The sequence below is a fragment of the Pseudomonas sp. Irchel 3A5 genome, from assembly GCF_900187575.1.
GTDB lineage: Bacteria > Pseudomonadota > Gammaproteobacteria > Pseudomonadales > Pseudomonadaceae > Aquipseudomonas > Aquipseudomonas folii.
Genome location: NZ_FYDU01000005.1, coordinates 311,639 through 325,322 on the forward strand (window position 1 = coordinate 311,639; position 13,684 = coordinate 325,322).

Annotated in this window: 12 protein-coding genes; 9 read left to right on the forward strand and 3 right to left on the reverse strand. The window is 57.6% G+C overall.

Annotation, left to right across the window (positions count from 1 at the left end; genetic code table 11):
- Positions 1 to 14 precede the first annotated feature (14 nt).
- The 7 genes from CKW31_RS10475 to CKW31_RS10505 all read left to right on the forward strand — a co-directional run bounded on the left by CKW31_RS10475 (position 15) and on the right by CKW31_RS10505 (position 6,680).
- Positions 15 to 656, forward strand: coding sequence for a YfgM family protein (locus tag CKW31_RS10475; protein WP_095094287.1), 642 nt, complete (start codon positions 15 to 17; stop codon positions 654 to 656).
- The gene (gene bamB, locus CKW31_RS10480) at positions 649 to 1,800 is read left to right on the forward strand and encodes an outer membrane protein assembly factor BamB (protein WP_095094289.1); all 1,152 of its coding nucleotides are present in this window, start codon (positions 649 to 651) and stop codon (positions 1,798 to 1,800) included. Before CKW31_RS10475 ends, bamB begins: the two co-directional genes overlap by 8 nt.
- Positions 1,801 to 1,931: 131 nt before the next feature.
- Positions 1,932 to 3,404: a ribosome biogenesis GTPase Der gene (gene der, locus CKW31_RS10485; protein WP_027902635.1), complete on the forward strand. Its 1,473-nt coding sequence runs from the start codon at positions 1,932 to 1,934 to the stop codon at positions 3,402 to 3,404.
- Between the two features lie 247 nt (positions 3,405 to 3,651).
- Positions 3,652 to 4,800 (forward strand): pyridoxal phosphate-dependent aminotransferase, encoded by a 1,149-nt coding sequence (locus CKW31_RS10490; protein WP_095094291.1) that lies wholly within the window; start codon positions 3,652 to 3,654, stop codon positions 4,798 to 4,800.
- Complete coding sequence (locus CKW31_RS10495; protein WP_095094294.1) at positions 4,788 to 5,579, forward strand: amidohydrolase; 792 nt, start codon at positions 4,788 to 4,790, stop codon at positions 5,577 to 5,579. Before CKW31_RS10490 ends, CKW31_RS10495 begins: the two co-directional genes overlap by 13 nt.
- A 73-nt stretch (positions 5,580 to 5,652) precedes the next feature.
- Entirely contained in the window at positions 5,653 to 6,090 is a 438-nt protein-coding gene (locus CKW31_RS10500; protein WP_095094297.1) for a hypothetical protein, read from the forward strand.
- A 164-nt stretch (positions 6,091 to 6,254) separates the two neighbouring features.
- Positions 6,255 to 6,680 (forward strand): FlxA-like family protein, encoded by a 426-nt coding sequence (locus CKW31_RS10505; protein WP_095094299.1) that lies wholly within the window; start codon positions 6,255 to 6,257, stop codon positions 6,678 to 6,680.
- Between the two features lie 239 nt (positions 6,681 to 6,919).
- Here the strand turns inward: CKW31_RS10505 and leuA are convergent, their stop codons facing one another.
- From leuA to xseA, 3 genes are all read right to left on the reverse strand, one after another.
- Positions 6,920 to 8,590, reverse strand: a complete 1,671-nt coding sequence (gene leuA, locus CKW31_RS10510) for a 2-isopropylmalate synthase (protein WP_095094301.1) — start codon at positions 8,588 to 8,590, stop codon at positions 6,920 to 6,922.
- A gap of 388 nt (positions 8,591 to 8,978) precedes the next feature.
- The gene (locus tag CKW31_RS10520) at positions 8,979 to 9,815 is read right to left on the reverse strand and encodes a peptidoglycan DD-metalloendopeptidase family protein (RefSeq protein ID WP_095094305.1); all 837 of its coding nucleotides are present in this window, start codon (positions 9,813 to 9,815) and stop codon (positions 8,979 to 8,981) included.
- Between the two features lie 6 nt (positions 9,816 to 9,821).
- Positions 9,822 to 11,201, reverse strand: a complete 1,380-nt coding sequence (gene xseA, locus CKW31_RS10525; protein WP_176469857.1) for an exodeoxyribonuclease VII large subunit — start codon at positions 11,199 to 11,201, stop codon at positions 9,822 to 9,824.
- A 268-nt stretch (positions 11,202 to 11,469) separates the two neighbouring features.
- Here xseA and CKW31_RS10530 point away from each other — a divergent pair, with 268 nt between their 5' ends.
- Positions 11,470 to 12,018 carry a sugar ABC transporter ATPase gene (locus tag CKW31_RS10530; protein ID WP_095094307.1) on the forward strand — a complete coding sequence of 183 codons (549 nt, stop codon included), beginning with the start codon at positions 11,470 to 11,472 and terminating at the stop codon, positions 12,016 to 12,018.
- Positions 12,019 to 12,112: 94 nt separating this feature from the next.
- A complete protein-coding gene (guaB, locus tag CKW31_RS10535; protein ID WP_095094309.1) occupies positions 12,113 to 13,582 on the forward strand; it encodes an IMP dehydrogenase in 1,470 nt (489 codons plus the stop codon).
- Positions 13,583 to 13,684 lie beyond the last annotated feature (102 nt).

Genomic DNA, 13,684 nt, shown 5'->3' on the forward strand with positions numbered 1-13,684 from the left:
ATAGGAGTATTGGGGTGTCAGGTACTGAAGATGATGAACTGGCGGCAATGAAGGACTGGTGGCAGCGCAATGGTAAACCCCTGGTAACGGGTGGTTTGCTGGCGTTGGTAGTGGTGCTTGGCTGGCAGGCCTGGACCAGATACGAAAGCAATCAGTCACAAGGTGCTTCGGCGCTCTACCAGCAATTGCTGGAAACAGCCCTGACGCCAAATGGCCAGGCCGACACGGCCCGTGTTGCTGATATCGCCAACAAGCTCAAGAGCGAGTTCGGCGGTTCTGCCTATGCTCAGTACGGCAGCCTGTTCGTGGCCAAGGTGGCCGTCGACAATGGCAAGCTCGATGACGCAGTAGCCGAGTTGAAACTGGTGACTGACAAGCCGGCCAGCGATACGCTGGGCGAAATCGCTCGTCAGCGTCTGGCTCGCGTACTGGCTGCACAGAACAAGGCTGACGACGCGCTGAAACTGCTCGATGGCGATGCTGAAAAGGCATTCCTGGCCAGCCGTGAAGAACTCAAGGGTGACCTGCTGGTACAGCTGGGCCGCACCGACGAGGCCCATGCTGCATACCAAAAAGCCAAATCCGCGCTGTCTGAAGAAGCGGCCGTAGGTGGCTTACAAATGAAGCTCGACGACCTGGCCAAAGGGGATGCGTGACGTGATCCGTTGGAAACATGCAGCATTGCTGGCCCTGGCCATTTTGGCCGCGGGTTGCAGCAGCAACAGCAAAAAGGAATTGCCACCGGCCGAACTGACCGACTTCAAAGAAGAAGTCGTGCTGCAGAAGCAGTGGAGCCGCTCCATTGGTGAGGGGCAGGGCGAGACCTACAACATGTTGGTTCCGGCTATCGATGGCGACCGTATCTTCGCCAGCGATGTAGAAGGTTACATCGTCTCGATGGACCGCATGAACGGTAATGTCATTTGGGAAAAGGACCTTGAGTTGCCTGTTTCCGGCGCTGTCGGCGTTGGTTATGGCATGCTGATGGTCGGTACCCTGAAGGGCGAAATCGTTGTGCTGGATTCCAGCACCGGTGAAGAGAAGTGGCGCGCTCGCGTGACCAGTGAAGTGCTGGCCCCGCCTGCAACCAATGGTGATGTGGTCGTGGTTCAGACTCAGGATGACCGCGTAGTTGGCTTTGATGCCGCTACTGGTAACCAGCGCTGGATTTACGAAAGCACGCCAGCGGTACTGACTCTGCGCGGTACTGGCGCGCCGATCGTAACCAACCACCTTGCGGTGGCGGGTCTGTCGACCGGTAAAGTGGTTGCACTGGACACCACCAACGGTGTGCCGGTCTGGGAGCAGCGTGTCGCTGTCCCGCAAGGTCGCTCCGAGCTGGATCGCGTCGTTGATATCGACGGCGGCCTGCTGTTGTCCGGTGGTACGTTGTATGTCGCTACCTATCAGGGTCGGGTTGCCGGTCTGGAGCTGGAAAGCGGCCGTGTCATCTGGCAGCGCGACGCCTCGAGCTACTCGGGTGTAGCGCAAGGCTTCGGTAGCGTTTACGCCAGCCTGGCTTCCGGTACTGTCGAAGGTATCGACGAGCGTTCGTCCTCCGCACTGTGGAGCAACGAAGCACTGGCCCGTCGTCAACTGGGCTCGCCAGAAGTGTTTTCTAGCTATGTAGCCGTTGGCGACATGGAAGGCTATCTGCACCTGTTGAGCCAGGTGGATGGTCGTTTCGTGGGCCGCGAGCGCATTGACAGCGACGGCCTGCGTGCGCGTCCGTTGGTAGTGGGAGACATGATTTACGTCTACGGCAACAGCGGCAAGCTGGAAGCCCTGACGATCAAGTAATGACTTGAGGCTTGAGCCTCTAGCGACCCCGCTTCGGCGGGGTTTGCAGCGCCTTGCGGTGCTGCCCCGAACTCCGGCCGCTGCCCTGCAGCGGCTTTTGTATTTTCTGAAATAACGAAGTGGAGAGCCGCATGGTTCCCGTAATCGCCCTGGTGGGTCGACCGAACGTCGGCAAGTCCACCTTGTTCAACCGCCTGACCAGGACTCGCGACGCCATCGTCGGCGATCTGTCCGGTCTGACCCGTGATCGCCAATACGGTGAGGCCAAGTGGCAGGGGCGCTCCTACATTCTGATCGACACCGGCGGTATCTCCGGTGATGAACACGGTATGGACGAAAAGATGGCCGAGCAGTCGCTGCTGGCCATCGAAGAAGCTGACGTCGTTCTGTTCCTCGTTGATGCTAAGGCTGGCTTTACTGCCGCTGACCAGATGATCGGCGAGCACTTGCGCAAACGTGGCAAGCGCTCCTACGTGGTAGCCAACAAGGTCGACAACATCGACCCGGAAATGGCCCGCGCCGAATTCGCGCCACTGGGGATGGGTGATGCCATTCCGGTCGCCGGTGCGCACGGTCGTGGCATCAGCCAGATGCTGGAAATCGCCCTCAGCCAGTTCCCGAAAGACGAAGGGGAAGAGGATGAGGAAGGCGAAGCCGAGGTGGTTGCGGAAGGCCAGGAAGCCAAGCGCATCCCTGGTCCTAGCGAAAAAGACGGTATCAAGATCGCCATCATTGGTCGCCCTAACGTCGGCAAGTCGACACTGGTCAACCGCATGCTGGGTGAAGATCGGGTTATCGTTTATGACGAGCCGGGCACCACCCGCGACAGTATCTATATCCCGTTCGAGCGTAACGACGAGAAGTACACGCTGATCGATACGGCCGGTGTGCGTAAACGCGGCAAGATCCACGAGGAAGTTGAAAAGTTCTCGGTGGTGAAAACCCTGCAAGCCATCAAGGACGCCAACGTGGTGATCTTTGTCATGGACGCTCGCGAAGGCGTGGTCGACCACGACTTGAACCTGCTGGGCTTCGCCCTGGAAGCAGGTCGCGCACTGGTTATCGCGCTGAACAAATGGGACGGCATGGTCCCGAGCGAGCGTGACTATGTGAAGACCGAGCTTGAGCGCCGGTTGTTCTTCGTCGACTTCGCTGACATTCACTTCATTTCGGCACTGCACGGCACTGGCGTGGGCAACCTGTACCAATCGGTGCAGAACTCCTTCAAGTCTGCAGTGACCCGTTGGCCAACCAGCCGCCTGACGCAGATTCTCGAAGATGCGGTCAGCGAGCATGCGCCACCAATGGTGGGCAGCCGTCGTATCAAGCTGCGTTACGCCCACTTGGGTGGTGCTAACCCGCCGTTGATCGTGATCCACGGTAACCAGGTCGAGAAAGTACCGAAGTCTTACGTCCGGTATCTGGAAAATACCTACCGCCGCGTGCTGAAACTGGTCGGTACGCCGATCCGTATCGAGTTCAAAGGCGGCGAGAACCCGTACGAAGGCAACAAGAACACGCTGACAGACCGCCAGGTCAACAAGAAGCGTCGAATGATGTCGCACCACAAGAAAGCCGACAAGAAGCGCAGAGACAAGCGCTGATCTAACTCTGTTGGAGCCGGGCTTGCCCGCGAACCAGACGCTGCGGTGTGTCAGATTCGGCGGCGTCATCGTTCTTCGCGGGCAAGCCTCGCTCCAACAGGATCTTCATCAGTTGGCTATCCGCCATTCGGTAAAAAGCTTTCTCAATAAAAGGCGCTAATCGCGCCTTTTTTTATGCGCGCGCTATGGGCTATCCTGCCTGACCCGTGCCACCGTGGAGCCGGGCGTACAGCAGGAACAAGGCCCCATGATTGACAGCAAGTTGCCCAATGTTGGCACCACTATTTTTACCGTCATGTCCCAGCTCGCTGCTGAGACGGGCGCGATCAACCTGTCCCAGGGTTTCCCCGATTTCGATGGTCCCCAAGCGCTGCGCGATGCATTGACTCGCCATGTCGCTGAAGGTCATAACCAATATGCACCCATGACCGGCTTGCCTGCGCTGCGCCAACAGGTCGCGGCAAAGATCTCTCGCTGCTATGGCCGTCAGGTTAATGCCGACACCGAAATCACCATTACTCCGGGCGCTACTCAGGCCATTTTCTGTGCAATTCAGGCAGTCATTCGGTCCGGCGACGAAGTGATCGTATTCGATCCTTGCTACGACAGTTACGAACCCTCGGTCGAGCTGGCGGGTGGGCGCTGCGTGCATGTGCAACTCGATTTGAATGATTTCTCCATCGACTGGCAAAAGCTTGGCGATGCGCTGAGCCCACGCACCCGGATGATCATCATCAACAGCCCGCATAACCCGAGCGGTGCACTAATCAGTCGCTCTGAACTGGATCAACTGGCTGCACTGATCGCCAACCGGGATATCTACCTTGTCAGCGACGAGGTCTATGAGCATCTGGTATTCGATGGCGTTCAGCACGTCAGCATCCTGAGCCATGAAGAGCTGTATCAACGCTCCTTTGTAGTCAGTTCATTCGGCAAGACTTACCACGTTACAGGCTGGAAAACCGGCTACGTAGTGGCGCCGCCCGCACTAAGTGCCGAGTTGCGCAAGGTCCATCAGTACGTCAGTTTCTGCGGTGTCACGCCGTTGCAATGGGCATTGGCTGACTTCATGGCTGAGCAGCCCGAACACGTTGAAGAGTTGCCTGCTTTTTATCAGGCCAAACGTGATTTCTTTTGCGATCAATTGCAGGGTTCACGCTTTACGTTTGATCGTGTCGGCGGCACCTACTTTCAGCTTGTGAACTACGCGCAAATCCGCCCCGACCTCAACGATGTCGAGATGTCGCTGTGGATGACCCGCGAACATGGTGTAGCGAGTATTCCCGTTTCGGTCTTTTACCAAAACCCACCCGAAGGTCAGCGCTTGATCCGGTTGTGCTTCGCCAAACGTGAGGAGACGCTGCGTCAGGCAGCGGAAAAACTATGCGCGATCTGAGTGAACTGCCGAACCTGAACGTAGCGCTGGTGCAGACCTCTTTGGTCTGGCATGACCGCAAGGCCAACCTTGAGCACTTCGCCATGCTCCTGGCGCCGGTCAAGGGCGCTGATCTGGTGATCCTGCCGGAAATGTTCACCACGGGGTTCTCCATGGACTCTGAAGCCCTGGCCGAGCCGGAAGCCGGTCCGACATCCAGATGGATGCTGGAGCAGGCCAGGCTGCTGGATGCGGTCATCACCGGTAGCGTTATCGTCAAAGCAGATGATGGCAGTCATCGCAATCGGCTGTTGTGGGCGCGACCGGATGGTGAGTTGCTGCACTACGACAAGCGTCATCTGTTTCGTATGGCGGGTGAGCATGAGCATTACAGCCCAGGCGAGCGTCAGGTGCAGTTTGAGCTCAAGGGATGGCGTGTGCGTCCGCTGATCTGCTACGACCTGCGTTTTCCCGTCTGGAGCCGGGATGCCCAGCACACCGATTTGTTGCTTTACACCGCGAACTGGCCGGGTGCCCGACGCATGCACTGGAACCGTCTGCTGCCTGCACGGGCAATCGAGAACCTGTGTTACGTAGCCGCCGTGAATCGGACCGGGACCGACGGTAAAGGCTTTGCTTATACCGGTGACAGTCAGGTGCTCGATTTTCAGGGTGAAAGCCTGTTCAACGCCGGGGAGGCCGATGGCGTTTTCGAGGTCACGCTGAATGCCGCGGACCTGGCGGCTTACCGGAAAAAGTTTCCGGCTCATCTCGATGCCGATACATTCGAGATACACTAAATTCGTTCAGCACAGGTGGAGCATGTCGATATAACAGACAGAGATGACTCAATGTTTCTATCTGGAGACCGACATGACCACCATCAACACATCGTCCCTCAACACCTACGCAAGTTCCTTCAGCGTCACTATCAAGAAAGACGACGCGGCGACTGCTGCGACCAGTTCAGACGCCACGGCTGCGACGGGCGATGAAGCCGGCACAGATAGCTCCAAAGTCGCTGCTAGTGGTGCAGCTGGGGGAGGAGGTGCGGCGGGAAGTTCGACTTCCGACAGCGCCCAGGAAAGTATCAAGAAGCTGCAAGAGCAGATCGAGAAAACCGAGAAGCTTTTGAAAGAGCAACAACAGCAATTGGCCGCTGCGCAAAACAGTAATGGTACCCCTGAGGAAAAAGCTCAGAAGGCCATGGCGATTCAGGCACAGATTTCCAGCACCAACGCGACACTTGCTTCGCAAGAAGCTGCTTTGGTGCAACTGAACACTTCTGGTGGTATCGACACCACGGCCTGATGATTGCGGCACCGCTTTTATCGAGTGGTTTTTCACACGAGTTAAAACGCCTTGAGGCTTCGCTGCTTCCGGGTGATTTGTGCTGCGCGTCACAAAATTTCTCGTAGTAGCTAGAGTTCTGCCTTGGGCGGCCGATAACGCGCATAACCGCTCAGGAGTCGACCATGACCACAATCAATACCAGTTCGTTGGGGCTCTACCCCGCCACGCTGACTGCTACCATCAAAAGCAATGCAGACGCCAAGGCCAGTGAAACCCAGTCTGCCGATGAGGCCTCGGGCAAAATCAACGTCGACCTGCGCGGCAATGTCTACCAGACTGACGACACCAAAGCAGCTGCCGCAGCGCCATCGAGCCCGGCCGATGAGGCCATCGCGAATTTGCAGAAGCAGATAAAAGAGGTTCAGAAGCAGCTATTGCGTGAACAGCAGCAACTGGCTGCGGCTCAGAACAGTAAAGGTTCCGAGACCGAAAAGGCTTCCCGAATCATGGCGATCCAGCAGCAGATTTCAGGTACCTCGGCGCAATTGGCAACCTTGCAGGCTTCGCTGCTCGAATTGATGAAAGGCAATATTAAAACGACCGCCTGATACTTGCGCTTAAACAAAAAGGCCCTGAAGCTTTCACTTCAGGGCCTTTTTTGTTGCGTCGGGAAGCAGGCGTGGGCCTTGTAGGACCGGCTTTAGCCGAGAGGGCATTATTTCTGACAACGAACTTGCATCGACTGTGCTGGAGTTCTCCCGGCTGAAGCCAGTCCTACAGAGATGTATCTCAATCAGTAGCAGCATTTGCCTCTTGGCGACGGGTCACCGCCAAGAGGTGTAGCGAATCAAGCAGCCTTCGCTTCTGCCTGACTCAACGAACGGTTCAGTGCGCTGAACAGTGCCTTGAAGCTTGCGGTGGTGATGTTCTCATCGACACCCACACCGTGGACCGCACGATCACCGTTCACACGCAGCTCGATGTAGGCAGCGGCTTTGGCCGTGGTGCCTGCGCCGATGGCGTGCTCGTTGTAGTCCATGATTTCCACGCCAATCGGCAGGCTTGATACCAGCGCTTCCAGTGCGCCGTTGCCTTTGCCTTTCCAGCGCTGGGTTTCGTCGTTGACGCTGACTTCGGCGTCCACTGCACTGGTGTTGTTCTCTTCCTGCAGGCGGTGGCTGATCAGCGCGTAAGGCTTGTTGGCCTGCAGGTATTCACGCTTGAACAACGCGTAGATCTGCTGGGCGCTCATTTCCAGGCCCAGACGATCGGTTTCGCCCTGAACCACCTGGCTGAATTCGATCTGCATGCGACGGGGCAGGGAGATGCCGTATTCCTGTTCCAGCAAGTAGGTGATGCCACCTTTGCCGGACTGGCTGTTGACGCGGATTACCGCCTCATAGCTGCGGCCGATATCAGCCGGGTCGATTGGCAAGTAAGGCACTTCCCACAGCGCATCGTCTTTCTGCTGGGCAAAGCCTTTGCGGATTGCATCTTGGTGCGAGCCGGAGAATGCGGTGTGCACCAGATCGCCTACGTACGGTGCACGCGGGTGAACCGGAATCTGATTGCACTCCTCAACTACTTTACGCACGCCGTCGATATCGGAGAAGTCCAGTTGCGGGTCCAGACCCTGGGTGTACATGTTCAGAGCCACGGTCACCAGATCCACGTTACCGGTACGTTCGCCGTTACCGAACAGGCAGCCTTCAACACGATCTGCGCCCGCCATCAGACCCAGCTCGGTAGCGGCAATGCCAGTTCCACGGTCGTTGTGGGTGTGCAGGCTGATGATCACGCTGTCACGACGATTGATGTTGCGGCAGAACCATTCGATCTGGTCGGCGTAGATGTTCGGGGTGGCAACTTCAACCGTGGCAGGCAGATTGAGGATGACCTTGTTCTCAGGCGTCGCATTCCAGACTTCGATGACCGCGTCACAGACTTCCTTGGCGAAGTCCAGCTCAGTGGCGCTGAAGGTCTCCGGAGAGTATTCGAAGGTCCACTGGGTTTCAGGCTGTTCTGCTGCGTATTTCACAAACAGCTTGGCCGCGCTGACTGCGATTTCCTTCACGCCTGCCTTGTCCTGATTGAAGACAATACGGCGGAACGACGGGCTGGTGGCGTTATACAGGTGAACGATGGCCTTCTTCGCGCCGCGCAGTGATTCGAAGGTGCGGGCAATCAGGTCTTCACGGCCCTGGGTCAGCACTTGAATAGTGGTGTCGTCCGGGATATGGCCGTCTTCGATCAGCGTACGTACGAAGTCAAAGTCGGTCTGCGAAGCTGCCGGGAACGACGCTTCGATTTCCTTGACGCCGACGTTGACCAGAGTCTTCCAGAAACGCAGCTTTTTCACCGCATCCATAGGCTCGATCAGGGATTGGTTGCCGTCACGAAGGTCCGAGCTGCACCAGATCGGCGCCGCAGTGATGGTCTTGGAAGGCCAGGTGCGGTCAGGCAAATCAATGGTCGGGAAAGCACGGTACTTCTTCGAGGGATCTTTGAGCATTGGCATTGGAGCGAATCCTTTGGGGTACTTATTTTGTATGGGCCGGGAGAAGGCGGCCAACCGATAAAGCGAAAGGCGGGGTGAGGCACATCGATCTAGCGTGGCAGTCGTGCACTGACCAGGCTGAGACAGCGATGTTGCCGCAACAAAATGAGGGTTTGAGAGGTTTTCATAAGGCCAACCGTACCCATTAGGGTGAAAGTTGGCAAGCAGTTGAAAAAAATTGAGAGAAGTTCTCTGGAATCGGTTTTTAGTGGTTATTAATGGCTTGAATCTTTAGTGAATAAATTATTTATTGCGCAAGTTCGTTTCCTTGTAGGAGCTGCCGCAGGCTGCGAAACGATGTGACAGACAAAATCGCTTCGCAGCCTGCGGCAGCTCCTACAGAAAATTCTTACGGCTGAAACGCGCCAATGAATATCGCTGGATCAACCCGGGCATCGTTCAGGCTGACGTTCCAGTGCATGTGCGGACCTGTGGCTCGTCCGGTTGAGCCAACGCGACCCACCACACCACCGCGAGGCACGGCATCGCCGACTTTCACGTCGATCTTCGACATGTGGCAGAACATGCTGATGAAGCCCTGACCGTGGTCGACAAATACCGTATTGCCGTTGAAAAAGTAATTCCCGGTCAGGATCACCTTGCCTGCCGCTGGCGCCTTGATCGGTGTTCCCGCCGGGACCGCGAAGTCCAGCCCTGAATGAGGGTTGCGCTCTTCGCCGTTGAAGAACCGGCGCACGCCGAACTTACTGGAGAGCGGACCGGCTACGGGCTTGTCCAGCGCCAGGTTGCTCGGCGTGCCGGGGCTGAAGCTGCGATAGGCCTTCAGCTGCTCGGCCAGTTCGCCATCGATGCGTTTCAGGTCATCCGGGTTAGGATTGACCTGACGCTGATTTTTCAAGGTGATGCGTTGCTCCGGGTACTTCTTGTTGCCGACGACAAAGTTCAGGGTGCGATTGCCGCTGGCATCTTTTGCTATCAACTTCTGCGCGCCTGGTTTAACCGTCAGAGGCACGCCGACAATCGCCAGCCAGCGAACGCCCTGTTCCTTGACCACCAGGACCGGTTTGCCGTCATACGTGGCGGTTGGTGCCTGAGCGGCATCACCCAGATCAACCACTGCCACACCTCCGGGCACCGGCTTGTTCAGCAGGCGGGTGATGTAACTGTCAGCCTGGGCGGGCAGGCACAGGCAAAGAGCGAACACGGGGGCAAGAAAACGCAGCATCAATAATCAATCCAGAAGAGAAAGGGTGACAGGCGTCAGGTGATTGTCTTCGACCCGCACTTGCAGTTCGCCTTCGCCAAGTCGGGCGGTCAGGCGTTGGCCGGTGCGTGTTTGTGCTGCGTTGCGAATCGCATGACCGCGCTCGTCGAGCAAAATGCTGTAACCCCGACCCAGCGTCGCCAGCGGGCTGACCACTTGCAGGGTTTGTACCTGGGTTTGTAATTGCAGACGGCGGGTTTTCAGCGTATCGCGCATGGCTTTCGGCAGACGCTCAGCCAGCACGTCCAGACGCTGGCGCAGAAACGCCAGGGTTCGGCCGGGATGCTGTGCGGCGAGACGGCTTTCCAGATGAGCGAGCCTGACTTGCCGCTTATGCGTTTGCTGCTCGAAGGCCCGGCGCATGCGCATGTCCAGATCATCCAGACGTTGCGCTTGCTGACGCAGGCGTTCGCCTGGATGTCGTAAGCGACGGGAGACACCTTCCAGGCGCAAGCGCTCACGCATGAGCTTGTCTTTTATGCGGCTGACCAGTCGACGATGCAGGTTGTCCACCCGGCGATGCAGGTCGCTGGAGTCGGGGGCCAGCAGCTCAGCGGCGGCGGAGGGCGTCGGTGCGCGCACGTCCGCCACAAAGTCGCTGATGGACACATCGGTTTCATGGCCGACGGCACTGACGATAGGCGTAACGCAGGCGTCGATGGCGCGAGCCACTGCTTCTTCGTTGAAGCACCAGAGGTCCTCCAGCGAGCCGCCACCGCGTGCCAGGATCAACGCATCGAAACCGCGTGCATCTGCCAGCTTTAAAGCACGAACAATCTGGTTAATGGCTTCGCGACCTTGAACTGCGGTCGGGATCAGCGTGAGTTCCACCTGAGGCGCACGACGCCGGAAGACGCTGATGATGTCGCGGATCACGGCGCCGGTCGGCGAGCTGATAATCCCGATGCGCTGCGGGTGAAGGGGCAGGGCGACTTTGCGCTCGGCGCTGAACAAGCCTTCGGCACTGAGCTTTTCTTTCAGTGCATCGAAAGCAAGCCGCAGCGCGCCGTCACCCGCAGGTTCTACAGTGTCGAGGATCAATTGATAGTCGCCGCGACCTTCAAACAGCGATACCTTGCCGCGTACCTTGACCTGCAAGCCATCCTTCAATGCCTGACGAACCCGCGCTGCGCTTTGCCGGAACAGTGCGCAACGGACCTGAGCCCCCGAGTCCTTCAAGGTGAAGTACACATGACCGGATGCCGGGCGCGACAGGTTGGAGATTTCGCCCTCGACCCAGATATTGCTGAACACGTCCTCCAGCAACACCCGGGCACGGCCGTTGAGCTGGCTGACAGTAAGGACTTCCCGGTCGAGGCCGAGTCTTGCGAAGGGGTCTTTGATCATGGTGGGCATGATAAAGGCAATGCACAGCAAGCGCACGACGGGAAATACATCTCTGCCTGAACTGACGCCATCGCGGCCTAGCGGAGCTCGTGCGCTCCCCCGTTCTGTAGGAGCGCACGAGCACCGCGAGGCAGCGATGGCGGCCTACCTGATACACCGCCATCTCGATGTCACGCTGTCCTGTGCTACTTGATCACTGACACCGACTTGACCTGAGCCGCCGGGGCATTAAGCTGCCAACCCCCTAACACATCAGCCAAAGATCACCATGAACAGCCAAAGCATTATTGTCCCGCAGATTTCCGGTTTTCCCGGTCGTGAAGCTCGGGCGCGTCTGATTCTGCGCTGGCTGGTCAAGCTCAACGTGGTCGAGCCGGAGCTGAGCACGTGCGGGCGCACCTACAACAAAATGGCCTACGCCATTGCGCCCGGCGCCCGTGCAGTCGTCGAAAACCCCGACGCGTTGCCATTCGGTCAGCCGGTCAATGGTCTGGAAATCGTCACCAAACGCTGCATTTATACCCCGCTCAAGGATTTCGCCGAAGAAGCCGGTTGCCCGGAGTGCCGTAAGGAAATCGGTGAAGCGCTGTTCGACAGCCTTGAGGACTGGATGCCAGGCCACACCGATAACTTCATCTGCCCGGAATGCCGCCACGAAGACGACATCAACGGCTTTCTGTTTCTGCAGCCGTGCGGCTTTTCTAACCTGGGCTTCATCTTTAATGACTGGCTCGACGCTCCCTTCAAGAAGAGCTTTCTGGATGACTTCGCCGAACGTCTGGATCGTCCGGTTTCTTTCGTCAAAGTGCGTCTATAACCCTCTGTGATAATTGCCTAAGGTTTACATTGAGCCGAAGGGGGTGTCTGGGTATAATGGCGCGCTTCCAATTTCCCGCTCGGGAGCCCCCGCGATGCTGCGTATCAGCCAAGAAGCACTTACTTTCGACGACATTCTCCTTGTGCCCGGTTATTCCGAGGTACTTCCTAACGAAGTCAGTCTGAAAACCCGTTTGACCCGTGGCATCGAATTGAACATTCCGCTGGTCTCCGCTGCCATGGATACCGTGACTGAAGCCCGTCTGGCAATTGCCATGGCTCAGGAAGGCGGTATCGGTGTTATCCACAAGAACATGACCATCGAGCAGCAAGCTGCCGAAGTCCGCAAGGTCAAGAAGTTCGAAGCCGGTGTCGTGAAAGACCCGATCACCATCGAGGCTGACGCCACGGTTCGTGACCTGTTCGAACTGACCCGTCTGCACAACATCTCCGGTGTACCAGTTCTGCACAATGGCGACCTGGTCGGCATCGTGACATCCCGCGACGTACGCTTTGAAAATCGTCTGGACGTTCCTGTTCGCGAAGTGATGACGCCTAAAGAGCGTCTGGTCACTGTTCGCGAAGGCGCTGACAAGAACGAAGTGCGCGAACTGCTGCACAAGCACCGTCTGGAAAAAGTCCTGATCGTCGACGCCAATTTCGCGCTCAAGGGCATGATGACCGTCAAGGACATCGAAAAGGCCAAGGCATATCCGCTGGCCAGCAAGGACGACCAGGGTCGTCTGCGCGTTGGCGCGGCTGTCGGTACCGGCAAAGACACTGGTGAGCGTGTGACTGCACTGGTTGCAGCGGGCGTTGACGTAGTGGTTGTCGACACCGCTCACGGTCACTCCAAAGGCGTGATTGATCGCGTTCGCTGGGTCAAAGAGAACTTCCCGGAAGTGCAGGTCATCGGCGGTAACATCGCCACTGGCGCTGCAGCCAAGGCACTTGTTGCCGCTGGCGCTGACGCCGTTAAAGTCGGTATCGGCCCAGGCTCGATCTGCACCACCCGTATCGTTGCTGGTGTTGGCGTGCCGCAGATCAGCGCAATCGCCAACGTCTGCGCGGCCCTTGAGGGCACTGGCGTTCCACTGATCGCCGACGGCGGTATCCGCTTCTCCGGTGACCTGTCCAAGGCCATCGTGGCCGGTGCTTCCTGCGTGATGATGGGCTCCATGTTTGCCGGTACTGAAGAAGCGCCAGGCGAGATCGAACTGTTCCAGGGTCGCTCCTACAAGGCTTACCGCGGTATGGGTTCGCTGGGTGCCATGTCTCAGGCTCAGGGCTCGTCCGACCGTTACTTTCAGGATTCCTCCGAAGGTGCCGAGAAGCTGGTGCCGGAAGGTATTGAAGGCCGTGTTGCCTACAAGGGCTCGCTGGCTGCAATCATCCATCAGTTGATGGGCGGCCTGCGTTCTTCCATGGGTTACACCGGCAGCGCTGACATCGAAGAGATGCGCACCAAGCCTGAATTCGTGCGTATCACCGGTGCCGGTATGGCTGAATCCCACGTCCATGACGTGCAGATCACCAAGGAAGCACCGAACTATAGGGTCGGCTAAAGCCGACCAGCTATAAGCTCCAAGCTTCTAGCTGCAAGCGATGGCTGTGGTGACACAGCCATCGCATACATCCCGATTAGCTTGCAGCTTGCGGCTTGAAGC